At 68.4% G+C, this 23,108-nt stretch carries 19 protein-coding genes and 1 tRNA gene; 4 read left to right on the top strand and 16 right to left on the bottom strand.

From position 1 onward, the window contains the following. Positions 1–8: 8 nt before the first annotated feature. A tRNA-Cys gene (locus FHR38_RS30495) sits at positions 9–84 on the bottom strand. A 338-nt stretch (positions 85–422) separates the two neighbouring features. Between FHR38_RS30495 and FHR38_RS30490 the strand changes: the two genes are divergently transcribed. The 3 genes from FHR38_RS30490 to FHR38_RS30480 all read left to right on the top strand — a co-directional run bounded on the left by FHR38_RS30490 (position 423) and on the right by FHR38_RS30480 (position 5,082). After that, positions 423–1,226 carry a hypothetical protein gene (locus FHR38_RS30490; protein WP_184538665.1) on the top strand — a complete coding sequence of 268 codons (804 nt, stop codon included), beginning with the start codon at positions 423–425 and terminating at the stop codon, positions 1,224–1,226. A gap of 120 nt (positions 1,227–1,346) precedes the next feature. After that, on the top strand, positions 1,347–1,631 hold the full coding sequence (locus tag FHR38_RS30485; protein WP_184538663.1) for an adhesin: 285 nt from the start codon (positions 1,347–1,349) through the stop codon (positions 1,629–1,631). Between the two features lie 520 nt (positions 1,632–2,151). Further along, positions 2,152–5,082 (top strand): AfsR/SARP family transcriptional regulator, encoded by a 2,931-nt coding sequence (locus tag FHR38_RS30480; RefSeq protein ID WP_184538661.1) that lies wholly within the window; start codon positions 2,152–2,154, stop codon positions 5,080–5,082. Here the strand turns inward: FHR38_RS30480 and FHR38_RS30475 are convergent. The 13 genes from FHR38_RS30475 to FHR38_RS30415 all read right to left on the bottom strand — a co-directional run bounded on the left by FHR38_RS30475 (position 4,997) and on the right by FHR38_RS30415 (position 17,742). Further along, the gene (locus FHR38_RS30475; RefSeq protein WP_184538659.1) at positions 4,997–6,055 is read right to left on the bottom strand and encodes an NADase-type glycan-binding domain-containing protein; all 1,059 of its coding nucleotides are present in this window, start codon (positions 6,053–6,055) and stop codon (positions 4,997–4,999) included. The genes FHR38_RS30480 and FHR38_RS30475 overlap by 86 nt on opposite strands. After that, positions 6,052–6,591, bottom strand: coding sequence for a phage tail protein (locus FHR38_RS30470; protein WP_184538657.1), 540 nt, complete (start codon positions 6,589–6,591; stop codon positions 6,052–6,054). Before FHR38_RS30470 ends, FHR38_RS30475 begins: the two co-directional genes overlap by 4 nt. 48 nt (positions 6,592–6,639) lie before the next feature. After that, positions 6,640–8,601, bottom strand: a complete 1,962-nt coding sequence (locus tag FHR38_RS30465) for a putative baseplate assembly protein (protein ID WP_184538655.1) — start codon at positions 8,599–8,601, stop codon at positions 6,640–6,642. Further along, positions 8,601–9,011: a gp25 family contractile injection system sheath assembly initiator gene (locus FHR38_RS30460; RefSeq protein WP_184538653.1), complete on the bottom strand. Its 411-nt coding sequence runs from the start codon at positions 9,009–9,011 to the stop codon at positions 8,601–8,603. Before FHR38_RS30460 ends, FHR38_RS30465 begins: the two co-directional genes overlap by 1 nt. 2 nt (positions 9,012–9,013) lie before the next feature. Beyond that, entirely contained in the window at positions 9,014–9,295 is a 282-nt protein-coding gene (locus FHR38_RS30455) for a PAAR domain-containing contractile injection system baseplate protein (RefSeq protein ID WP_184538651.1), read from the bottom strand. A 12-nt stretch (positions 9,296–9,307) separates the two neighbouring features. Then, the gene (locus FHR38_RS30450; protein WP_184538649.1) at positions 9,308–11,143 is read right to left on the bottom strand and encodes a VgrG-related protein; all 1,836 of its coding nucleotides are present in this window, start codon (positions 11,141–11,143) and stop codon (positions 9,308–9,310) included. Further along, a complete protein-coding gene (locus FHR38_RS30445) occupies positions 11,133–11,912 on the bottom strand; it encodes a CIS tube protein (protein ID WP_184538647.1) in 780 nt (259 codons plus the stop codon). The genes FHR38_RS30450 and FHR38_RS30445 overlap by 11 nt, the downstream gene beginning before the upstream one ends. 40 nt (positions 11,913–11,952) lie before the next feature. After that, positions 11,953–12,390 carry a phage tail protein gene (locus FHR38_RS30440; protein ID WP_184538644.1) on the bottom strand — a complete coding sequence of 146 codons (438 nt, stop codon included), beginning with the start codon at positions 12,388–12,390 and terminating at the stop codon, positions 11,953–11,955. A gap of 43 nt (positions 12,391–12,433) precedes the next feature. Continuing rightward, positions 12,434–14,899: a hypothetical protein gene (locus tag FHR38_RS30435; RefSeq protein ID WP_184538642.1), complete on the bottom strand. Its 2,466-nt coding sequence runs from the start codon at positions 14,897–14,899 to the stop codon at positions 12,434–12,436. Between the two features lie 181 nt (positions 14,900–15,080). After that, the gene (locus FHR38_RS30430; protein WP_184538641.1) at positions 15,081–15,239 is read right to left on the bottom strand and encodes a DUF6760 family protein; all 159 of its coding nucleotides are present in this window, start codon (positions 15,237–15,239) and stop codon (positions 15,081–15,083) included. Beyond that, positions 15,236–15,694, bottom strand: coding sequence for a hypothetical protein (locus FHR38_RS30425; protein WP_184538639.1), 459 nt, complete (start codon positions 15,692–15,694; stop codon positions 15,236–15,238). The genes FHR38_RS30430 and FHR38_RS30425 overlap by 4 nt, the downstream gene beginning before the upstream one ends. Positions 15,695–15,698: 4 nt before the next feature. Continuing rightward, a complete protein-coding gene (locus FHR38_RS30420; RefSeq protein ID WP_184538637.1) occupies positions 15,699–16,142 on the bottom strand; it encodes a phage tail protein in 444 nt (147 codons plus the stop codon). Positions 16,143–16,188: 46 nt separating this feature from the next. Next, on the bottom strand, positions 16,189–17,742 hold the full coding sequence (locus FHR38_RS30415) for a phage tail sheath family protein (protein ID WP_184538635.1): 1,554 nt from the start codon (positions 17,740–17,742) through the stop codon (positions 16,189–16,191). A gap of 200 nt (positions 17,743–17,942) precedes the next feature. Between FHR38_RS30415 and FHR38_RS30410 the strand changes: the two genes are divergently transcribed. Beyond that, positions 17,943–18,515, top strand: a complete 573-nt coding sequence (locus FHR38_RS30410; RefSeq protein ID WP_184538633.1) for a hypothetical protein — start codon at positions 17,943–17,945, stop codon at positions 18,513–18,515. A 10-nt stretch (positions 18,516–18,525) separates the two neighbouring features. Here the strand turns inward: FHR38_RS30410 and FHR38_RS30405 are convergent, their stop codons facing one another. Together FHR38_RS30405 and FHR38_RS30400 are read right to left on the bottom strand one after the other, a co-directional pair. Continuing rightward, positions 18,526–21,861, bottom strand: coding sequence for a phage tail protein (locus FHR38_RS30405; protein WP_184538631.1), 3,336 nt, complete (start codon positions 21,859–21,861; stop codon positions 18,526–18,528). A 426-nt stretch (positions 21,862–22,287) separates the two neighbouring features. Continuing rightward, on the bottom strand, positions 22,288–23,073 hold the full coding sequence (locus tag FHR38_RS30400) for an eCIS core domain-containing protein (protein WP_184538629.1): 786 nt from the start codon (positions 23,071–23,073) through the stop codon (positions 22,288–22,290). Between the last annotated feature and the right edge of the window lie 35 nt (positions 23,074–23,108).

Below are 23,108 nucleotides of genomic sequence, written 5' to 3'. Positions count from 1 at the left end.
AAACAAGGTGGCGAGACTGGTCGGATTCGAACCGACGTCCTCCAGATTGCAGTCAAGGCGCGACGACCTCTGCGCTACAGCCTCGCCGCCGGCAGCGTACTCGACCCCACCGACAAGATTCGGGAGAGGTGCGCGGGCCTTTTCGGTCCCGGCTGCGTCTGACGGGCGGGCTGCTGTGTTCCAGCGTCAGTGCCGCCACCGCCGGTCCGCCGTCGGCGAATCCGATGCCGGTTTCTAGCATGGGCGCAGGCTTCCGGCCCGACCAGCGGCGGAGAGCGGCGAGTAACCGAGGTACTGGATTACAGGGGCAGATGGTAGACACCGGAAACGACGTAGGTCCCTGGCGGCAGCCGTCAGCCAGGACTGGCGGGGGTGAATCCCGGACCGGTCGGGGGGAGAGCTACGAGCGAGCGGGTTGCCGCGTGCAGTCGGCCCGGACGCTGAACGAGATCGTCCAACGTAGGCCGCCCGGGGTCACCGGCCACCAGTGGAGCTGCGCCACCCGTACCCGGTTCGACTTCGTCGTCTTCGCCGCCGACCGTCATTCGCCGCTCTTCGGGGTCGAGTTCGACGACCCGGGCGAGCACACGCTCGACACCCGACGTAGCCAGCGGATGAAGCACGCCGTCTGGGCAGCGGTCGACCTCCCGGTCCTGGTCGTCGAGTCGCCAACGCTGCGCCCCGCTGTGCACGGCCGGGGGATCGTGGACTATGTCGTCGACGCCCGCGCCTACGCGGCCGCCGCACCCGAGCACGACGACGAGTCGCAAGTGGAGGGCTTCTGCGCTCCGCCGACCTACCGGGACATCATCGGTCGGCTACCGGACGGCCGCAGCGGTTTCGTCAACGACCTTGGCGCGGTCGCCCGGGCCGCCGCCATCGAGGCTTATGTGGACCGGCAGCTCGCCGATCCCATCATCCGGGGGTTGCACGTCGAGTGGCGGGATGGTTGCGCCGAGGGCTGGGGCTGGATTGAGGTGCGCGACGGGGAGTACATCTTCGAACGGACCAGGGTCGCGCCATACCGGTTCTCCTGTGGCGTGGACCCCGGGCGGCTCGCCGAGGACCTTGCCGCCCTGGCGATCGGAGAACAGCTCAAGGTCCTTGTCTCGACCGAACCGCCGCTACGCACCCGTCGACAGTTGGAACACGAACTCGTGGAACTGCTGCGACGCCACGACGAGATGGCGGGCGACTACCTTTTCGACCATATCTCCTTCGAATAGTGCGGTCGGGGCTGAACGTCGTACGACGGGCCGGCGGCATGCTTGGCGCCGATTTGGGTACGCCCCGACGGCCACGACCACCCGGCCTCGGCATAGCGGGCCGTACCAAAAGGAGACGCGATGGTCATTCTGACGGAAAACGCCGTGATGGTGATTCGGGACCTGACCGCGCAGGAGAACGCGCTTCCCGACGGCGGCCTCCGGATTTCCAGTGATCCCGCCGCCGGATCATTGGAGATCGCCGTCGCGGAGGCGCCGGCCCAGGGGGACGAGGTGGTCGACAGTTCGGGGGCCCGCCTCTTCCTCGACCCGGCAGCAGCCCGCCTCCTCGACGACAAGGCTCTCGATGCCGCAGTCGACGAGGACGGCGACGTGCAGTTCGAGTTCGCCGAACAGCCTGGGTGAGGTGACGGCCAGCCTTCCGGTCGACGCGCCACCGGAACGCGCCGATGATCACGGCCGGGGGCGGTGCAGTGAAAATCTCCGCTCACGACGCGTCAGACGCAAATTGCATCCGTGCTAGTGATCGTTAACCTTCTGCTGGCCGCAATTGTGTATCCACACGTACCGGCCTTCGGATCTAGAGCACCGCCGAGGCGACTGTAGGAAAACCGACAGCTGTCCAAAGCCTGTCGCTTTGCTCGGACAACAGGTGCATCCTTGCAGGTGAAGCAGTGCGCGGATGGTGCCAGCCGGCGCGGTGAGACGGCGAAGTAATGAGCACGGCGAGGATCGTCGAGCGAAAATTTCATGATCGACACCCTTCGAACCTTCGCTTCCCGGAACCGGGGAACGATAATGCGGTTCGATTGGGACTGCTGACTATCATCTGCGTAGTCGAACCTCGACGCGGTTCCATCGTTCGATGGCCGAGTGGGTGACGAGGGGGTGGGTGGTGCGTTCCGGCTTTCCGTACCGTCAGACCTTGAGCCTCGTACGACCGCGACTCATGGCGGCCATCGGCCGGCAGTCCACCTCGCCGACCCTCGTTGTCGCACCCGCCGGATGGGGCAAGACCACCCTGCTGGCCCAGTACGCTGCCGCCTTCGACGGTCCAGTCGGTTGGTTGCGGATCGAGGCAGCGGACGTGCAGCCCGAGCGGCTGACCGAGCGACTCCAGTCGTTTGTCCCGAATGCACCGACCAACCCGACGGACTCGTCGCACCCGGGCGGGCCCCCGCCCTCGCTGCTCGTGATCGACGACCTCCATTTGATCGAAGAGTCCGCCGCCGAGCGGATGCTTCTGCACCACCTGCTTGACCGGACCAGCCCGGTGCGGAAGGTGGTCATCGGTAGTCGGCGCATGCCCCACCTGAACCTGTCGCGGCATGAGCTGTCGGAGATCGACATCGTCGACGCCGAGCAGTTGCGGTTTCGGGCCTGGGAGGTCGAACGTCTGCTTCGCGAGATCTATCGGGAGCCACTGCCCGCCGACGACGTCGCCGCGTTGTCTCGACGGGTAGGTGGCTGGGCCGCCGGACTCAAGCTCTACTACCTGTCCACCCACGGCCACCCACTCAGCGAACGGCGGCGAGCCGTCGCCGCGCTGGATGGCCGTTCCGCCCTGTCCCGGGCCTACCTGACCCGTACCGTACTAGCCGAGCTGCCGGAGACCCTGCGTCGGTTCCTCGCCCGGACCTGCGTGTTCGACGTGCTCACCGGTTCCCGGTGCGACCAGCTACTGGGCAGCACCGACAGCCAGCTGCTGCTCGAACAGCTGGAACAGCGGCAGGCGTTCACCGTCACCCACGACGGGGGACGCACCTTCCGTTACCACCAGGTGCTGCGGGCCCATCTGGTGGCCGGCCTGGTCGAGGAGTTGGGGGAGTCCGGTGCCCGGGCGTGGCATGCCCGAGCCGCGGAGATCCTCACCGAGGAGGGCGAGGTGCTGGAGGCAGCCCGCTGCTCCGCGCGGGCCGAGGACTGGACGGCGGTGCACCAACTACTGGCCACAGCCGGTGCCCGCGTCGCGGACTACGGGCTGGACCCGTGGAGCGATCTGCTGCCCAGCTGGTTCATCGCGGAGGATCCTTGGCTCGTCCTCGCCGAGGGCCGACACCGGATCAACCACGGCCAGCTGGAGGCGGGTATCGCCGCGCTGCGTCGCGCCGAGGGGATGTTCGGCGCCGAGCCGGAACGGGCCCGCTGCCGGACGCTGCGGACGATGGCCACCGCCTGGCTGCCGGACGCCACACCGTGGCGGGGCCACTGGAGCGGCTGGCTCCGGGCGGCGACCCGGCGACACCCGGCCGTCGTCGCCGGCGAAGCGGAGTTGCTGCCCACGCCGGTGGCCGGACTGGTCGGCAGCTTCGCCCACTTCCTGGCCGGCAACGTCGGGGAAGGGCGGCGGCTGTTGCACCAGGTGCCGCAGGACGATGCTGGATTCGTCGGCCTGGCCGGCCGGCTGCTGCTGGCCGCCTGCGCCGCCGGCGCGGGTGAACCGTACGGCCCCGTCGGTCTTGCCGACATCACGGTTGACGCCGAACGGGCGCATCAGCCGTGGCTCGGCCGGTTGGCCCGGGCGATGGCGGCACTGGATGGCACCGAGGCAAGCCTCAAGGAGGCCGTCGCGGTCACCGAGGAGTGCGATCGGCTCGGAGACAGGTGGGGGGCCCTGTTCGCCACGGCGCTCGCCCGACTGATGCAGTCACTCGTGGGTGCTACCGACCTGGACGAGGCAACCCAGTTGCTGGCGCGGGCGCGGGCATTGGACAGCGGTGTGGTTGCCGCGTGGGCCCAGTCGCTTGTGGCCTTGGCCGCCGTACAGGCCCGGCTGCCAGACGCTGAGATCGAGGTACGCCGAGCGGAGGGCACCGCCCGAGCCGCCGGGGTGCCCGGTGCCCGGGTGCTGGCACTCGCCGCCGCAGCGTGTGCCGGATCCGCTGACCAGTTGACTGCGGTGTACGCTGCCGCAGCTCAGGCCGGGCTGCCGGAAACGGTGGTGGCGGCCTGGACAGCGGGCTGCGCCCCCGCCGATGAACGAGCATCGACCAGCCCTGCCGACCAGACACTGCTCAGCATCTGCTGTTTCGGCGGGTTCCGGATCAGCCTCGGCGGTCAGGACCTGGACTGGTCGTCGATCCGGCCACGGGCCCGGGCCGTGGCCCGGATCCTCGCTATGAACGCCGGTCGTGCCATACACCGGGACAAGCTCGTCGAAGCTCTGTGGCCCGGGGTGCCGCCCGGGGCGGCGACCCGCAGTCTGCACGTCGCCCTCTCCAGCCTGCGCCGGTTCTTCGAACTCAACCTGCCGGCCGCGACATCCGAGCGCCTGCTCTGTCGGGACGGCGATGCCTACCTGTTGGCGGTGCCTCCGGACGGATACAGCGACGTCGCTGTCTTCCGGGCCGCTTTGAAGATTGCCCGCCGGACCCAGCACCGCCAGGGCGCCGCCCACCTGGACGCGCTCCGCGCCGTGGTCGACACCTACGGCGGGGACCTGCTGCCGGAGGACGGCCCGGCCGAATGGGTGGTCAGCGAGCGGGAGACTCTGCGCCAGCAGGCTGCTGACGCCGCTGCGGCACTGGCCCAGTCCGAACTCGACGGCGTGCCGGAATTGCTCCAACCGACAGGTACGGCGGTGGAGTCGGCGCGTCGCTGTGTGGAGATCGACCCCTGTCACGATGCCGGCTGGCGGCTGCTCATCGAGGCACACCGCCGGGCCGGCAACGTCGCCGCGGCCGAACGAGCCCGGCGCGAGTACGCCCAGGTGCTGGTGTCGTTGGGGTTGGACCCGGTGACCGGCCGGGAGCCGGATCGGGACACGGAAATCAGGTACGGCCAAAGAATTCCACCTCAGCGATCGCCACAGTCGGCTCCGACTGCGGCCCGTACGTCGACCGGACGACGATCCTGAGCCGGACGACACCACTGGCCTCGAACTTGAACGTCTGCGCGCCCGGCTGGTCGCGTAGTTTCAGCGTCTCCCCGACCACCTTTCCGTCGCTGGTGGTGGCCGACACCTCCAACTGGTCTGGCCGCCCGACGGTGAGGAACTTCGCCTGGTCGATGCTGATGCCCGGGGTCACCAGGATGTCCAACACCCGTACCGGGCGAGCGAAGGCTACCTCCACCCACGAGTCGACCGCCGGACCGGTGGGTGCCCAGTACCGGTTGTGCGCGCCGTCGGCGACCCGGCTGGCCGGTGTCGCGCTCCCAGCCGAGGATGCGGTCACCGTGGCGGGGGTGAGTGGCACGTGGGGCTGGGCCAGGTCGCGGACCTCGCTGATCGCCCTGGACACCAGCGGCGGGCCGACGATGGCCAGGATCACCAGTACGCAGATCACCGCGACGATCTTCAGCAGCCGCTTCGCGTTTGTCGTCGCTCGTCGGTCCCGGCGACTGCGGGCCTCCTGGCTGCGCTGACGTAGGCGGTCGAGTAACCGGCGCCACCAGGGCAGCCGCGCGGCCACCTCCGTCTCGACCAGCGGAGCACCGCAGGTGCGGCAGAACCGGCGGAGTTTCTCGTTGCCGGCCTGGCACCGAGGACAGGCCCGATCGTCGGCTGCTGCTGCCGACCGGGGCTCCTCGACGGGGCGTACCGGTCGGCGGGGTTGTGCCTGGCCAGGCTGGACCGCCACCGGATCCGTGGTCCGGTCCACCACCGACGGTCGATCAACCGGATCGCTCGACTTGGTGTCGGGGCTGTCGCCAGGGGAGGGGGAGGCCAGGCCGGGGTCGGTGGTCTCGGCCCGCTGTGCGGTCTGGGTGGCCGGTGCGGGCGTGGCCCCCTCGACCACCGCGCCATCCCATTCCAGGAACGCCCCGCACTCGCCGCAGAACCGCTCGTTGTCCCGGTTACTGGTGCCACACTCCGCGCAGACGATCATGCCGCCTCCACCTCGACGATTGCCGATACATGCGCCGGCACGCTGGACGCCAGCAGGTGTTGAAGGCGGGGCTGATCCACCGACGCGGGGTCGGGCACCCGTATCCGCACCCGTACCTCGGCCGGAGTTGCCGGTGGCGCAGGGGTGTTCGGAGTGCTGGACCAGGTCACCGCGCCGCTGTCGTCGACCTCCACGGTGCCACCGGTGAGGATCTCCATCTCGCGGGCGATCCCTCGGGCCGTGCCGCGCCAACGATGCAACTCGACCGCGTGTCGGACCAGCTCCCGGCGCAGCGCCACCGGCCAGGTGCCGTCCGTCGGGGCCGCGACCCAGCTCGCCAGCAAGTCCAGGAAGTCCGGCGGGGCCAACTCCAGGTCCAGATAGGCGTCGAGACAGTCGAGCGTGAGCAGCACCGGCGCGAGCACCTCGTCCAGCCCGGCGGTGAACCGCTGGGTGAAGTCATCGTCGAGATAGAGCGCAGGTAACGCCATCCCGATCGGGAAGGGACTGGCCAGCCCCGGTACCGCAGCGCGCATTGGCAACTCCTGGACTTGTTCGGAGAGGTTGGTCGCCGACGGTGCCGGTCAACCACTGGCCCGGTTGGTGATCCGCACCTGGTGGGCGTACGAGAAGACCAGCGCGTGGGAGCCCAGATCGATCCGTTGCACCGGGTCGCCCCGTTCCCCGGTGATCGGGTCGGCCGCGAACAACCGGACGTCCTCGACGAGATCCAGCCCGTTGACCCGCTGGAGCACGGCGTACACCTCCCCGGACTGGATCGGCCGACCAAAGGGCCAGCCGGACCCGTCCGGGCCCCCGCCCACCGGGTTCAGGTAGTCGTACAACGCGCGTAGTGCCCGCTCGCGCAGGGTCGCCGCCGCTGTACGGGGCTGGGGCCGTAACTGCGCCACCACGGTGACCCCCTGGTAGAACGGCGGTTCGACGAGCACTGTGGCCCCGACGCAGCGCCGGGTGTCCAGGTAGGAGCTGATCCGTTGCAACATCTCGTCCGGCGGTCGGAGCGCGGCGAACCGGGTCGAGTCGTCGTCGGCTTCGGTGTGCTCACTGAGCGCCGGCACGACCAGGAGCCGAATCGCGGGCGAGCCCGCCCCCGCCGGTACACAGCGCACCCGCAGCGCCTCCGGCGCGGCCTCCCGGGCGAGCTGCTCGTAGTCGTCGGTGGTGACGGCCCGTTCCCGGGTCCGCAACGTCAACGGTCCGCGCGCCGCCGTTTCCGCCAGCGACTCGCCGTCGACGCCCCCGACGGCAGCGGCCCGGTTGGTGACGGTGGATACGAACGGCACCGGGTCCCGCAGCACGGTCAGACTGTTGGCCGCCACGTTGCCCCGCCGGCCTCCGCCGGTCCGGTAGCTGGCGATCCGGATCGGCGCGGCCTTCGGCGGCACCGCGCCGTACTGGCGGATGGTCCCATCGGCCTGCCGTACCGCGGGACCGAAGGCCACCTCGCCACTGGACCGGTCCACGACCACATGCCGATCCTCCGGTCCGGATCCGGCGAACGACGACACCTCCTGCCAGGTCGTCCAGTCGTCCCCGCCGGCCACCTCCACCTCGATCGGTTGGTCACCGGTGACGATGGGTACGTGTTGTGTGGTGAACCGCTGGCCGGGGACCCCCTCGGACAGACCCAGCGTCTCCTCCCGGACCAGTACGGCGTGCTCGGCGCGGACCGAGCCGCCGATGGTGGCGGCGCTGGCACTACGTAACCGGGGGGAGGCATGGTAGAAGGCCTGCCCTTCGGCCGGCTCGGTCAACCGGCAGCGCAACCAGCCGGCCCGGCGGCGGCCGATCACCGACGCCATGTGTCCGGCCGGCACGTGCAGGACGACCTCACCGGCCCGGTTGAGCGCACCGGTGGTGTCCCGGTCGACGACGCAGGGCTGCCAACCGTCGGCCGTCCACGCCTCCCAGACCAACGGTGGGTCGGTCGGGTCCACCCCCCGCCCGGCCACCGTCCAGTCCATGCGCAGCAGCACCGCACAGCCCGGTATCGGCTCGGTGAGCCCGAACAGGGTGGCGTCGCCGGGTGCGGGCGGGTCTGCGAAGCAGGCCACCCAGTCTTCACCGGTCAGCTCGGTGGTGCGGTCGGTGACGTCGGCGTCGCCCCGGGCGGTCAGCACCCGGTCCAGGCCACACGGGGTGATCACCAACTCCTCGACCGTCTCGAAGGTCACCGGCTCCTCGGTCTCCAGCCGTACCGTCGCCATGTGCGTTCCGGCAGGCACCGTCACGCCGGTGTCCCGGGCGGCCGACAACCAGAACGTGACCTCGCAGCTGGCCATGGTGGGAGCGAACGGAGTGACCCCGAGCAGGTCCAGGAACTTGAGGTAGTGCCGGTCGGGCACCCGGTTGAGGCGGTACAACAACTGGTCGACCATGAACGCGAAGGTCTCGATCAGGGTGACCCCGGGGTCGGAGACGTTGTGGTCCGTCCACTCCGGGCAGCGCTGCTGGACGAGGCGTTTGGCGTCGTCCACCAGATCCTGGAAGCGCCGGTCGTCGAGATTCGGGGCGGGTAGCGGCATCAGTCGGCTCCGGGCGGGTGCGGGGGGATCACGTAGAACGGGAAGACCAGGTTCCGGGGGTCGTTGTCACTGCGGATCCGGTACCGGATGTCGATGTAGAGGGTGCCTTCCCCGGCATCGGTGAAGTCGACGATGACGTCGTCGAGCACGATGCGCGGCTCCCACCGTTCCAGGGCCACTCTCACCTGGTAGGCGATCTGGCCCGCGGTGCTGGCGTCGGCCGGGGCGAAGACAAGTTCGTGGATGCCGCAGCCGAACTCGGGTCGAGCGGGCCGTTCCCCGGGTGAGGTGCCGAGGATGAGCCGAATGCTCTCCACCACCTCGCGCTCGCCACGTACCAGGGCGATCGCCCCGGTGGCGTCGGTACGCAGCGGGAACGCCCAGCCGGCCCCGACGAAGTCCGAGCGCATGGTCAGCCGCCGATGAGAACGGTCGGGCAGCCCGCCACGATCGGCGCGCCGCAGCCGGTCATGTCGCCCATCCGGGCTGCCGGCTGTCCGCCGATCAGGACCGTGGGGCAGCCGGGCGGGACAATCGGGCTCGGCGGGTGCGGGGGAGTGCCGGGAAAAGTGCAGGCGTGGGTGGTGCCGACGGTAGCCGCTGGCTGTCCGCCGATCAGCACCGTCGGTACGCCGGGCCCACCGATCGCACCGGGATGGCCGGTCGGATCGCCGACGCGCGCGGCAGGTGGCATGGCGTACCCCCTTCAGTTGATTTTGACGATGCCGCCGCGGACGGTGACCGAGCCGCTGGCGGTGAGTTCGGTGCTGCCCTGACCGGCGACCTTCACCGTCGCACCCTCCACGGAGGCGCCGGCGGTGCCCTTAACGCTCACCTGGCCGGTGCCCTCGATGCCGACGTCGCTCTTGGACTTCACCGTCACTTTCTGGCCGGACAGCTCCAGCGGGCCGGTGCCAGAATCGACGGTCATCCCGTTCTTCGCGGTGACCTTGACCTTGCCCTCGCTGATGATCTCGACGAGTTGGCCCTTCTTGTCGAGGCGGAGGCTGAACTTGTTGTCGCCGGTGGTGAGTAGCACGCCGTCCGCGCCGCTTGAGGTCTCGGTCAACTCCAACCGGTGCCCGGTACGGGACACCAGCGCCCGGACCACCACCTCGCCGCTGCTGCCGTCCACCGGCTCGGCACCGAGCTGGGGGAGGGCGTCCTTGCCGTTGTGCAGGCCGCCGAGGACGTACGCCGCGTCCAGGTTGCCGTCGGTGAACCCGACCAGCACCTCGTCACCGACCTCCGGCACGGTGACCAGGCCCCGCTTCGCCCCCGCCCCGGGCTGGACCAACCGGGCCCAGCCGGTCGTGTACTGCCCATCCAGCCAGGGCATGGTCAGCCGTACCCGGCCCAGCTTCTGCGGATCCTTGACGTCGCTGACGATCGCCGGCAGTACCCCGGTGGCCAGCCGCCCGGCCGCCGGGCCGCCACCGGTGAGTCCGTACAGCGAGCGGTCCGAGCGGCCGGAAACGGTGAACGCGGTGGTGTAGCCGGCCTGCTGGCTGAAGAGGTGCCGGGTGCTGGTCAGGATGTACTTGCCCTGGAACGGCTCGCCCACGTTGGCCAGCGCCACCGCCGTACCGGCCCGTAGCTTGGGGTTGCCCTTGGCCACTCCCTCGATCTCGGCGAACCCGGTGCCGAGTCGTCCAGCCGTGGCGTCAGCGACCGCCCGGACGGCGGCGTCGTTGGCCAGGGTGGGATCGGTGACCAGGTACGGCGGGCTGTTGAACGTCTTTCCCAGCTTCTCCGGGTCCACCCCGGGCACCTCGGTACCGGCCGCCTTCGGTTTGGCCGCCGCCGACACGGCCTGCTTCGCGGCCGGGTCCCACCCGCGTACGGTGACCTCGGGCACCTGTGCGGTGGCGGTGATGCCCGCGCGCAGACTAACCAGGTTGCGGTTGACCTCCAGCACCAACGGGTCCTGGGTGGCCTTGGTGCTCGGGTCGGGTGCCCCCGTGGGCGGCTCGGGCAGCCGGAAGTGCAGTGCCCCGTCGAGCATCATCACCTGTGCCCCCACCAACTCGGCCAGCCGGGTCAGAAACGTCCAGTCGCTGACGTTGTCCTGGCTGAGTTGGCTGTCCGGGCTGCCGCCGAAGCCCTTGACCGGGTCGATCTGGCCGGCCTTGAGCCCGGCCCGCTGGACCACCTTGCGCACCACGTCCGGCACGGTCATGTTCGGGTACGCCGCCACCCGGCGTCCCCGGAACAGCCGGTGGGCCAGGTCCAACCCGCGAACCTCGGTGAAGGTGCCGGTCTTGTCGAGTTCACAGTCCAGGCCGGTGACCTCGCCGGTGAGCAGGGGTTCCGGGCCGCCCGGGTCCGAGGTCTGCACCCGCAGCTTCACCTCAGCCCCGATCTTGAAGCCCGCCTTGCTCAGCACCGTCCGGCCCGGGTCCCGGTAGCGCAGCAGGAACCGGTCCGGCAGGTTGCTGCTGTCGTCGACGTACGCGTAGACCAGCAGGGACGCCACGTCGGCCGGCAACGGGTTGCCTCCGACCTCGATCAGCAGGGAGTTAGCGAACTGTTCATTGGCCACGCCGACCTCCGCCGGATTCGATCTCCTCCAGCGCGGGCACCAGCAGTGTCGTACCCGGGCGTAGCCGCATCGGGTCGTCGATGTCGTTGGCGTCGGCGATCTCGCGCCACAACCCGGACCGGCCGTACGCTCGGTAGGCGACCGAGTGCAGGGTGTCCCCGGAGACGACGGTGTGTACGTCCCGGGCGGCCAGCGCCCCGGAGGTGGGGTTCTGGCCGGCCTGCTCGCCGGAGATCTCCTCCAGGGTCACCGTGCAGAGCGCCCGGATCGGAGTACCGCCCGGGGTGAAGAGGGTGTACTTCGCGCTGACACTGGCCACGAACGCCGGGAAACCGACCATGCCACCCCAGTGGAAGACCACCCACGGTGGGGAGCCTTTCTTCTGGTCCCGGCTCGCATCGGTGGGCACGCAGCAGGAGAAGAGCTCCTCGACCCGTTTGACGACGCTGGAGTCCATCGTGTCGGTGGCGTCGAAGAACATCTCCACGGTCAGTTTGCACGGGTCGGCCCCGGTGAACTCCGGTACGCCGCTCTTCTTGGCGTTACGCTGGGCGTCCCGCTTCCACTTGGCGGTCTTGGTCAGCGCCAGTTCCTTGGGGTTGAACTGGAACGGGATCCGACTCAGCGGTGGGCCCGGATTGGCCGTCCCACCGTTCTTCGGCGGTTCGTGCAGTTGTAGGTACGCGTGGGTGAGCTGTGGCGGTGCCCCACCGCTACCACCCACGCCCGAACCGCCCGCGGCGCTGAAGGTGACCGGTGACGCGCTCATCCGGACCACTCCCTACGGTCGTCAGTCATCGCCAGCCACCTCAGCCGCCGGTGCCGGGGCCGAAGAAACCGTGGTGGGCGAGCTCCAGCGTCTCGGTGGCGACCTTGGGGGTGTCCGGGTTGAGTTGCGGTCCGGTCCACCGGATCGGGATGACGTCGAGCAGCCCCCACCGCGCGATCACCGTGCCCTCCTGGGTACGTGCCTCGATGGTCGCGGTCTTGCGCTTGAGCCCGCCCGCCATGCCGGAGAACCAGCGCATCAGCTTGGCACTGTCCGCGGTGACCGGACGGGAGAGCTTGACGTTGGAGAACTTCATCCGGGTCGGCAGCTGCCAGACGTGGCCGTTGTTGCCACCTTCCTCGCGCTGCTCGACGACCACCTCGCAACCCAGGCCGTCACAGCTGTTGAACGCGCCGAGATCCTGATCGTCGATCTTGACCACGAAGGCCACCGCGACGGCGACTTCGTCCCTGACCATCTTTCTCCTCCTTCTGGGTGCTGCTCCGTTCCGGTTCCGGTCGTCAGTCCGGACCGTCCAGCACCCCGTACCGCTCCCGATCCAGGCGCAGCTCGGTCTTCAGCCGGCGCAGCAGCGGGTCGAACAGTTTCTTGAGCAGTTCCTCCGGTTCCGCCACACCGGCGGCCCCGACCGCACCGGTGGAGCCGGGGGAGCCGCCGCCCGGCGCGGGTGGTGGTGGAGTCGCCCCGGACGTCGTCGGTGCCGGCGCGGGCTCCGGTTCGGGCGCGGGGGCCGGCTCCTCCGGTACGGTCGACGGCGGATCGGGCGGCGTTGTCGGCTCGGGCAGCCGTTGTGCCACGGGCGGCATCATCGGCTCCGGCAGCCGCTGTGCCACCGATGTGACTGCTGGCGTTGCCAGGACACCTGCTGGCTGGCTGACCAGGTGTGGCACGGCCAGTACGGGCGGGTTGGCGACGCCGTGGGAAGGGCTGGGCTGCGTCAAGGCCCTCGGTAGGCCCGGTACCGGCCCGACGTCACCCCATCGCTGTACCGGCACCACAGTGACCAGTCCGAGCTGGTCGCCGCCCGGATGTCCCGCACCTGCCCCGGTGGGGAGGTCGCCGCCGCTGGGGGGCGGTGTGGACGTCGGGCCGGATGCGGGGTAGCTCATGTCGGCTGTGGCAGCACGCCGAAGGGCCGTGCTGCCGTCCCCGGTCGGCCCGTCAGGAGCGGCACCCCAGTGGACCCGTTGCACGGTCGGCGGCAGCGGAGCCGGCAGGTAGGGACTCGCGCTCTCCTTGCCCTCGCCGGTCAGCGGCTCGATCGGGCGGTCCCCGATCAGCCGGGCCACCACCGGTGGCGGGGCAGCTACGGTGGTCGAGCGGGATGCCTCCATAGCGCTGCTGGGCGTCGACCTGTCACCGCCGGCCGGCGGGCTGAGCGGCAGATCCAGGCTTGCCGGTTCGGTCAGCCGCTGTATCGACCGGCCGTCCGCGGAACCGTGCGCGGCAGAAGAGACGTTCGGGGTGGCTGTCGCCAGCTCGGTGTTACCGAGCGTGGGCACACTGTCGGCCGGAGCGGTGTCGGTCCAGGCCACCGACGGAGGTGGCACCGGATCGCTGGGCGAGGCAGCGACTGGCCGGGGCGACTCTGCCGGCGACGGACCATCGGTCAGTGGCAGCTCATCGAACTGGTTGCGCGTCGCTGGCTCCGAGTTCGACGTACCGGCTCCCTGCCCCGCCGGATCGGTGCCGACTGACTCGGCCAGCCGGGACACGATGACCTCACTGCCCAGCAGGTCGGCGGTGCCGCTCGGGTTGGCCGGCAAGGTCGGTGTCGTCACGGCCGGCAATGTCGGTGCCTGTGCCTGTGCCGGTCCTGGTGTCGGTGCCGTCGGATTCGAGGCTGGGCCGGATGGGGACGCTGCGGCCTGCGTACGCTGCACCATCGGCATTACCGGCCCGGCCGGTGCGCTCTCCGGCGGTCCCACCACCGGTCCGGTGGGCATCGACGGGTTGGTCGGGGTGCGTTGCGCGGTCATCGGCAGGGTCGGCGGCACGATCGGTTCGCCCAGCCCGAGCCGGCGCGACGGTCGGGTCGCGCTACCGGCGTCGGCCAGGAAGTCCGTGCTGCGCTGCACGATCGCTGCTGCTGGCCCGTCTCCGGCACGTGCCGATGCCGACCACTCGATGCCGGGGGACGAGGGCGGGGAGGCTACCGAGGGCGGGGACGGGGCCGACGGTCGGGAGTCGGCGAGCGAGCGGGACACGACGACAGGTGGCGCTGACGACGCGGGTGACGGGTCGTACGACGAGAAGACTGGGCTGTCTGCGGCAGTGCTGTCTTGGGTGTCACCGGCCTGTTCGACGGCTGCCACACCGATGGTGGGTGCGACGCCTTCCGGTGTCAGCTCCGGTACGTTCTCGCCGCCTGGTTCGGGTTGCCGCTGCACGTTGGACGATTCGGTGGGGGCGGCTACCTCTGATGAAGCGGGAACGGGCGGAGCGGTCGGCACCGGATCGAGGGCGGGAATGACTGGCGGGGCGGCGACCACCGGCAATGTCAGCGACACCGGTGGGGGCGGGGCGACGGTGAGGCGGCTGACGGTCAACGGCTCCGCCGGCACCAGGTACTCCGTAGGCGCCAGTCGCTCCGGCGGCGACGCGGCGCTCGGTATTGGCGTCGAGCTTGGTGACGGCGCGAAGCTTGGTGACGGCGCTGGGCTGGAGAGCGGTGCGAAGCTTGGTGGTGGCGCGGCCGGTGTCCCGCTGACCTGCCGTTGGACGGATGGTTTCGACGACGCGGTACGGGTCGGCGGCAGGGCGAGCGGCGGATCAACCGAGTGCGGCTGTGGGGGAGCACTGTGCGCCGAAGCCGGTGCCACCGGCACCGTCAGGTCGTGCAGCACCCCGGCCGGCTCGGCCGGGCCGAGGGCATGCCCCAGCGAGCCGACGAACGACGGATTTCCCCAGGCCGCCAACGAGGAAGAGAACTCGTCCGATGGGTTCAGCAGCGGACTACCGGTCACCGTTCGCTGGATCGGCGGCAGAGAACGCCAGGCCGCCGGCGTTGGCGGGACGACTTCCGGTGCCGTCGGCCCAGTCGGCGTTACCTTCGCCGCCTGGGCGGGAGCCGGGACGGGCGGTAGTGCCGAGTCCGCAGTGGACCGTTGCACCGACGCTCGACGGCGACGCCACGGCCACATGTTTTCACCGCCCTTGGCTTATCCGGTTGTTGATACTGGCGATCTCGGCCACGTAGCGCAGCCGTTCGCCGTGTTCGAGGTCGAGGATCTCGTCCAACGACCAGTGGAAGTGATAGGCGACGTACGCGACCTCGGTGTAGATCCGCTCGGCCGCGTACGTCACGATTCCCCCAGGCGCCCACCCGCCAGGTCTACCGCGAACCGGTGCTGGCACTCGGGACAGACGACGCTCGCGCGGGTGTGCCCCTCGCTGTTGATCCGTCGGTACATGTCCTGGAGGAATGCCAGATCCGAGGCGAACAGATCCTCCACCACTCCCGGATGCACGTCGACTACCGTGCCGATCCGAGTGATCACCCGGCTGAGCAGCACCACCGTCAGGTAGGGCGGGTTCTCCCGTACCCGGTCGTCGCGCAGTGGCACCAGCTCGTCCCGGGCGGTGGCCAGCCGCATCACGCCGTCGCGGTGCACCGTACCGCTGCCGTCGACGTAGCCTCGGGGCAGCTCGAACGGGAACTCGGTCCGGAGCGTCTCCCGTTGCGGTGCGACCGCGACATCGGTCGGGGCCGCACCGGGGACGATCGCGGTGGGGGAGGCCAGCGCGGAGGTACGGCGCATCGGGCTACTCGACTTCCATCGACTCGTAGGTGATGACCAGCTTCTCGGTGAGCACGCTGGTGTCACCGGCCTTGAGGGAGCTGATCTCCAGGCTCTTCGCCCAAGCGTTCATCAACTTGTAACGCTTGATCGGGAAGCCCTCGTAGTCGAAGACGATGATCGCGCCGCCCTTGCGCGCATCGCCCATCTTGCCGAACCGGCAGTCCTTGATCCAGCGCTCGAAGCTGTTGTCGGCGGTGAGACCCCGGGTCAGGGTCACCTCGCCGGCCTTCGGCGCACCCGGCGCCTTACGGACGAAGAACTTGCCGTCCGCGGTGTTCGACTTGTACTCGATGACGTCCTGTTCCATTTTCAGGCCGGACACCTCGGTGATCTGCTTGATGATCACGCTGTCCACCTCCAGCCCGAACGAGTGGCCGACGGCGGAGTCAAAATCGGGGAGCGGCACGGTTACCTCCTCAACTCACTGACCAGTGCTGACTTCTGGTCGGTCACTACTCGCTGACCAGACTGGTGCCGCCGGACATCTGCGCCAGCTGGAAGACGACGAACTCGGCCGGTTTCACCGGGGCGATACCGATTTGGCAGACCACCTGGCCGGCGTCGATACTCTCGGCGGGGTTGGTCTCCCGGTCGCACTTGACGAAGAACGCCTCGTCGGGGGTCAATCCGAACAGGGCACCCCGCCGCCACTCCATCACCAGGAAGGCGCTGATCGTACGGCGAATGCGGGCCCACAGTGCGTCGTCGTTCGGCTCGAAGACCACCCACTGGGTGCCGGCCAGGATGGACTCTTCCAGGTAGTTGAACAACCGGCGTACGTTGAGGTAGCGCCAGGCCGGGTCGGAGGAGAGGGTTCGGGCCCCCCAGACGAGGATGCCCCGTCCCGGGAAGGTGCGGAGGCAGTTGACGCCGATCGGGTTCAGCAACTCCTGCTCACCCCGGGTCAGCTGGGTCTCCAGAGCCACCGCACCCCGGATCGTCTCGTTGGCCGGAGCCTTGTGTACGCCCCGGGCGTTGTCGTTGCGGGCCCAGATGCCGCCGATGTGGCCGGACGGCGGGACGTACCGGTTGATGCCGGAGGCCGGGTCGAAGATCTTGATCCACGGGTAGTAGAGCGCCGCGTACTTGGAGTCGTAGCCGGCCTGGTCGGTGCGCCACTCCTTGACCTGCTGGGGAGAGAGGCCGGGCGGCGGATCGAGGATCGCCATCCGGTCGCCCATCAACTCACAGTGCGCGATCATCGCGGTCTGGACCGCCTTGACCGACTCCAGGTCGATCGCCCCTCGCTGGTAGGCGCCCATCAGGTCGGGCACCGCCACCATGGTGACCTCTTCGACGGCCTCCAGGCCACCGAAACCGGTACGCTCCGCCGCATCGCCGACATATTCGTCGGCAGCGACCTCGGTGGGGGCGGCCGTGGCCGGTGCGGGTACGGTGAGCGCGACCTCGCCACCACTCGGGCGGGTCAGCTGTGCCGCCGGCACCGTCTCCTCAAGGGTGATCAGCTTCGACTTTTCGCGGACCGCCGTGACGACGTTGTCCTTGCCCCGCTTGGTGGTCACGTTCTCGAAGGTCTCCGCGACCTTGCCAGCACGCTTGACCACCAGGTTGAACCGCTCCTCTGGGGCCCCTTCGGGGGCGTCGGTCACCTCGACGGTCAGATCGTCCGGGGTGCCACCGCCGCGCGGGAGCTCCCGGGCGGTGACCCGATAGGAGCCGACCGTCGCGGTGGGGCCAGGGCCGATCGCGGACTGTCCGGCTCCCGCCGCGCCGTTCGCACGGTCACCACCGATGCGTACGACATAGCAGGCCCCGCCACCGTTGAGGAAGAAGCCGTAGACCGCGTGGCCGAGATAGCAGTCCGGCACGAACTCGCCGAAGACCTGCGAATACTGGCTCCAGTTGGTCACCAGCGTCGGGGTGTTGAACGGGCCCTGCGCGGCGAAGCCGACGAAGGCAGCCACTGCGGTACCCACGCCTTCGATGGGCCGCGAGCCGGACTCCACCTCTTCGACGTACACGCCCGGCGCCAGATAGTTGGGCATCACGCCTCCTCGTCCTGTGAATGAGGAGAGCGTCGCGCGGCAGCGCTCCGGCGGACACGACCGACAGGACGCTTGATCGGGAAACCTTCGATGCCCGTAGGGGCATCGTCGTGCGGGCACGCGAGGCCCGGCGGTCGCCCTTGGCGTCGATGGTGTGGTTAGGTTTAGGCACGCATTTATGGCAGGTAGGGGGTGTTTCGATGGCTGGGCGAAGGCTCGTGTTTGTCGAAGAGACGTCGATGCGGGAGTTTTCTGGGTTCGCGGAGGAGCAGGGGTGGAGTTCGGAGGAAGTGTCAATCGATCTGGACGGCGACATCGACGAAGATCGCCCAATGCTTCGATGGGAGGCTGCGTCGGGATCGGTTTGCTTTATTGACGACAGTATAATCCGTTGCCAGTACGTCCAGGTCGAGAGTGTCGCCGACGAGGAGCAGATACGCGCAAGTTTCGTGTGCTTTGATCGTGAAGAGGCCGTCCGGTCACTCGACCTTGGTGCGGGTCAAGGCGCTGTCCGTCGCGGGTTTCGACTCATCGCATGCACAGCGGTCGGGGCCTTCGACGACGCGGTATTCGCAACGACGATCCGTGGCCTGGGTGATGATCGGCCGCACGTCCGGAAATCTGCGCTTATCGTTCCGCAGTACACGAGCTGGAGTGAATTCCTTCCGGAGATAATTCGGCTCGATGAAGGCGACCCTGATCTAGATGTGCGGGAGACTGCCGGCGGGATTCGGATGCTTCTGGAGTTGGCGGCACAGTTGGCGGACGGCTAGCGGTCCTTTCTCAGATCGCCACCAATTTGATCGGAACGGTGTTTACATCGGCGATGGCGTCGGACAACTTGGTGTTCCAGTCGAGGATCTTTGTAACGATCTCCTTCTGATCCGCCGGTGAGAGCTTGGCTAGCTCTGTGCGAATGGTGGGGTCAGTGGGGGAGAGGGGGCGAACGGTGATGCCCCATTCCCTGAGTGTCTTGAGGCCTTCCTTACCGACGGCGGGTCCAGTGGTGACCGTCTGACCTTTTGCTCCCGTGCCCTTGACTACCGACCCTGTCGCCGGGTCAACGGTTTTGCCGTGGTAAAGACCTATAGCGCGGACCTCGACGGTGAGATCCCAATTTTTGACATTCTTGGCAAAACTGCGTAAGGCACCCAACTGCGGTGCGCATCTTCCGCATGGGCTTCGAGTAACTTTCACCACGAGGTTGGCCTGTGGTTTCGACATTCCGGGCCGAGTTTCCTGAGTGACGGGTCCCACGTACGAGTCCCAGTTGCTCTGCAGATCCTGACAGAGCACCTCCTCGGCGTGCAGTGAATCGCCACTGGATGTTTTGTCAAAGGCGGTGACTCGTGTCGGTGTGTGCAGTGTTGCAATAGCATACGTTGCGCCGTAGCCAGCCTTCTCTCCGGATACGGGCAGTTTGATCTGCCCGCTAATGATGACGTCCTTCGGGATGTTGAAGGTCGCCTCCGGGTATCGATTCCCGTTGATCAGATCGCGTGTTCTCTCGTCTCCGGGATCGACCTGTGTCGAGCGAACCAGTGTCGTCGGGCTCGCCGCCATGTAGACTTCAAACCGGCCTGGCCTGTTGCCCGGCTTGACTTCGAGTAGGTGTAGGCCCTGCGAGCGACGCTTTGCCATGATCGCCATTGCTGCGGGTTTCACCTTCTCATCTGCGACGCCATCAGGTAGTTGTGCATTGACGTCTGCGGCTACGAGCTCGCGAATTCGAGGATCGATCTTCTTCTGCTGGCCTTGTTGGTCATTGCCTTTCCTCTTGCTGAACTTGCTCTTGAGTTTGGTCCAGAGTTTCTTGCCGGTGGCGACGATTTTGTCGGTGATCCAGTCGACGGCTTTGCGGATGGGTTTGGTGAGGGTTTGGAAGAAGGATTTGACTTTGTTGGCGATGCCGCCGATGCCGAGGATGGCGGCGAGGGCGCCGATCAATACCGGGATGGAGTTGGCGAGGGCCTTCTCGATGAGTGTGGGGACGCCGCCTGCGCCGCCGCCGGCGATGGCGATGATGGCATCCAGGACGCTGTTGACGAATTGGATGATCTGGGCGCCCTGGTTGACGATGAACATGACGAAGTCGATGATCATTTTGCAGGCGCGGATGAACGCGCTGGCGGGGTTGAGCAGGCTGATGATCCAGGTGATGCCGGCCATGAGGACGGTGGGGATCAAGTATTCGGCGATTTTGCCCAGCAGGTTGCCCTTGAGGTCGCCGACCTGTTGACCGATCTCGTCAGTCACGCCCGCCACGCCTTGGGACTGGAGTTTCTGGGCGACGGGCACGGTTTGCTCGACGGCGGTCATGGCGGGTTCGGGAACACCACGGGACACGATCCGGGTGCGTAGTGCTGCCCAGGTGAGCCCGAGGAGGCTGGCGATCATGGTGATGATGCCGCGTAGGTCGAACTTGGCGGGTAGTTCCAGGCCGGCGCCGGCCATCGCGCCGAGGAGCCAACCGATGAGGCCCTTCTTCAGATGCGTGCCGATGTTGGCCATGAACGCCTTGAGTCCGGCGCCGACGGCGGTGACGAGGTTGCCGAGGAACCCGATCGGGTCCTTGAGGATGCCCATGACGGCGCTGGCGGCCTTGGCCAACACACCCAGCAGCAGGTCCTTGAGTTGCATGATCGTTTTGATGACCCCGGCGACGGCGTCTACGGCCTTGGCGATCAGCCCCTTGTTCTTCTCCTTCTCCGCGGCGATCTCCGCGTCCACCGCCTTCAACGCCTCGTTGTACTTCGACGCGAGGGTGTTGACCAACTCTTTGCCTTTGGCGTCGACGGATTCGGTCAACTCGTCGAACTTGCCCGCGAACTGGCCGGCCGCCTGTTTCCCGATGGCCTGCAGGTCAGCCGGGAGTTTCTTGACCTCGGCCTGTAGCTGGTCCCGGCCGGCGGCGATACGCTGCTTCGCCCGACCCAGTTCCGCGCCGATGATGTCCGCCACGGCGGAGATGACCTGCTGCATCCGGTCGACGTAGCCCTTCCGGGCGGTCACGAAAATCTCGTCGGCTTCCTTCGGCAGACCGGCGAACTTGTCCTTGACCCACCGACCCTTGCCGATCAGCCCCGAATAGCGTTTGTCCTTGTAGGCGTCCATCCGCCGTTTGTGATCAGCGGTGAACGCATCCCGCGCCGTCTTCTCACCCCGGGTGAACGCCTCATCGACCTTCTTGTCCAAACCGGTGAGGATGCCCTCGACGTCCTTCTTCGTCGCGTCGAACACCTTCTGCAACACGGCGGTGACCTGCGCCCGTTTGGCTTCGTCCGAGCCTTTCGCCGTCTCCTTACCCTCACCGACCGCCTGCCCGGCCTGTTTCCGGTCGGTGGCGAGGGCGGTCATCGCCGCCGCACCCGCCGCCCCCGCCGAGGCTTTCGCCCCGGCCAGGGTTTGCGCCTCACCCGCCCGCACCTCACCAGGGGCGGTCGCCGCATGCGCCTCCCCGGCCTTCTTCTCCTTCAACGCCCCGGTGAACTCCGGCTCGTTGGACTTCGCCAACTGCTCCTCGGTGACCTGCGCATCCGTCATCTGCTGATCCACCTGCGCCGGCCCGGCCGAGAAATCAGTCGCCGCAGCGGGGGCCTTGTCCGGCACCGCCTTACCCGAATCCGGCGTCCCGGGTGCACCCGGCGGCCGGTCCGCCACCAACGGCGTGACCTGCTTGTCCTTCGCCGCCGACGTGTCCGGGGGTGCCTTCGTCGCGGTGTCGATCGCCTCCGCCGAGGCCTGTTTCCCGTCGGTGACCTGCCCCTGCACCCGCCCCTTGACCGCGTCGGCCTTACCCGACTCCCCGAACTTGTCCGCCTCATCCAAATTCTTCGGGGCCTGCGCGGCGATCGCCTCGTTCACCGCCGTAACGAACCCGGCCTTGTCGAACCCACCCGGCTTCGCGGCGTTCATCTTCTCCGCGTTCGCGGTCTTCCCCTGGGCTTCCTTGTCATCCGAGGGAGGCCTCGCCGCACCCTGCGCCTTCGCCGCCTCCGCCGATGCGGGCGGATGCGCCGACATCTGCTTCTGCTTCGCCCGCACATCCCCGGTCAACACCGCGAACTTCGGATCGGCCGAAGCCGGCGGCCGGGCCACCGACGGCGCATCCACCGCCATCCGCTGAACGGAAGACGGTGACGACGGCACCGGGACAACACCATCGACCGTCCCGCCCCCGGTACTGGCTGATCCACCAGCCGAGACCTCGGTCGAGACCGGGCCCGGCGACCGCTGCGCTGTCGGCGTACCCGTCGAACGCGAGGCCCCGGCCCTGCCCGTCGTAGGTCTCGTCCGTGCCACCGGCGCGGGTGTAGCCCGTCGCTGGGCGATCAACCCCGACACCGCACGATTACCCGCCGCCGCCTGCAACCGCTGCGCCACCGCCGGAGTCAGCGTCCGGGACGACACCGCCGAGCTGGTAGCTGGTGACTCACTTGAGGCGGTGGCATCGGCGGGGACACGATCGGGGGAATGCGTCGTGGGACGGCGTACGGAATCCCGCTCCAACCCCAGGTCCTCAGCCGGCGCCTTCACACGCACCTCCTACGCGGCGGGCGTTTCCTCTTCTTCTTCCTCACCAGACTCTTGACGCTGGACGTACGTCTGGGCGGCGGCCTCGTCCTCTTCGTATTCGTCGCCGCTCTCCTGACGCTGGACGTACGTCTGGGCGTGGTCGTGACCGTCGTCCTCGGTGTGCCGCTGCACTGCCGGCCCGCCGGCCGAGTCAGCGGTGGGTGTGGGCTGGGACATCAACCGGTCGGCGTTGGCCACCGCCTCGCGTTCGAACCGGTCCGACGGGTCACTCACCTTCACCCCGCCACCCGCGTCGGTGCCGTCTACCGGGCCACTGCGCTGCTGCACCACGTGGGTCAGTTCGTGGGCCAGCATGTGCTGCCCGGCGGCGCTCGACGGGTCGTAGGTGTCCCGCTGGAAGACGATGTTCGAGCCGACCGTGTACGCCTGCGCGTTCACCGACTTCGCCGACTCGTGTGCCGCCCCGTCGGTGTGCACCCGTACGTCGCCGAAGTCCTGACCACCAAAGCGCGTTTCCATGTCGGTGCGTACGTCCGGGGCGAGCGCTGACCCGCCGCCCGAGTGGACCACCGAGTGCACCGGTGAACGTTCCTCGGTCGGTTCCAGCAGCTCGGTGACTCCGGCGTTGCCCACCGCCCGTTGCAGCCCGAGCAGCCCTGACGCGCCCAGGACGTCGGTCCGGCCGGTTGCCGCCGCCTGGTACATCAAGGCGTCGTGCTCCGGTTCGGTTGCTCGGACCCGATCACCAGCGGGACGTACCGCCGACTCCGAGTTGAACTCGCGCTCTCCCCGCATCTCTACCTCCTTCGCTACCGGCCCCTTTGACCGTC

The sequence above is a fragment of the Micromonospora polyrhachis genome (genome assembly GCF_014203835.1).
Classification (GTDB): Bacteria; Actinomycetota; Actinomycetes; order Mycobacteriales; family Micromonosporaceae; genus Micromonospora_H; species Micromonospora_H polyrhachis.
This window is presented reverse-complemented; position numbering and strand designations above follow the sequence as displayed.

Excerpts from the sequence above, each read along its gene's own strand:
- FHR38_RS30485 (WP_184538663.1), top strand. The coding sequence starts at position 1,347 with ATGGTCATTCTGACGGAAAACGCCGTGATGGTGATTCGGGACCTGACC.
- FHR38_RS30475 (WP_184538659.1), bottom strand. The coding sequence starts at position 6,055 with ATGATCGTCTGCGCGGAGTGTGGCACCAGTAACCGGGACAACGAGCGG.
- FHR38_RS30470 (WP_184538657.1), bottom strand. The coding sequence starts at position 6,591 with ATGCGCGCTGCGGTACCGGGGCTGGCCAGTCCCTTCCCGATCGGGATG.
- FHR38_RS30465 (WP_184538655.1), bottom strand. The coding sequence starts at position 8,601 with ATGCCGCTACCCGCCCCGAATCTCGACGACCGGCGCTTCCAGGATCTG.
- FHR38_RS30460 (WP_184538653.1), bottom strand. The coding sequence starts at position 9,011 with ATGCGCTCGGACTTCGTCGGGGCCGGCTGGGCGTTCCCGCTGCGTACC.
- FHR38_RS30455 (WP_184538651.1), bottom strand. The coding sequence starts at position 9,295 with ATGCCACCTGCCGCGCGCGTCGGCGATCCGACCGGCCATCCCGGTGCG.
- FHR38_RS30445 (WP_184538647.1), bottom strand. The coding sequence starts at position 11,912 with ATGAGCGCGTCACCGGTCACCTTCAGCGCCGCGGGCGGTTCGGGCGTG.
- FHR38_RS30440 (WP_184538644.1), bottom strand. The coding sequence starts at position 12,390 with ATGGTCAGGGACGAAGTCGCCGTCGCGGTGGCCTTCGTGGTCAAGATC.
- FHR38_RS30425 (WP_184538639.1), bottom strand. The coding sequence starts at position 15,694 with ATGCGCCGTACCTCCGCGCTGGCCTCCCCCACCGCGATCGTCCCCGGT.
- FHR38_RS30415 (WP_184538635.1), bottom strand. The coding sequence starts at position 17,742 with ATGCCCAACTATCTGGCGCCGGGCGTGTACGTCGAAGAGGTGGAGTCC.
- FHR38_RS30410 (WP_184538633.1), top strand. The coding sequence starts at position 17,943 with ATGGCTGGGCGAAGGCTCGTGTTTGTCGAAGAGACGTCGATGCGGGAG.
- FHR38_RS30405 (WP_184538631.1), bottom strand. The coding sequence starts at position 21,861 with ATGGCGGTGGATGCGCCGTCGGTGGCCCGGCCGCCGGCTTCGGCCGAT.
- FHR38_RS30400 (WP_184538629.1), bottom strand. The coding sequence starts at position 23,073 with ATGCGGGGAGAGCGCGAGTTCAACTCGGAGTCGGCGGTACGTCCCGCT.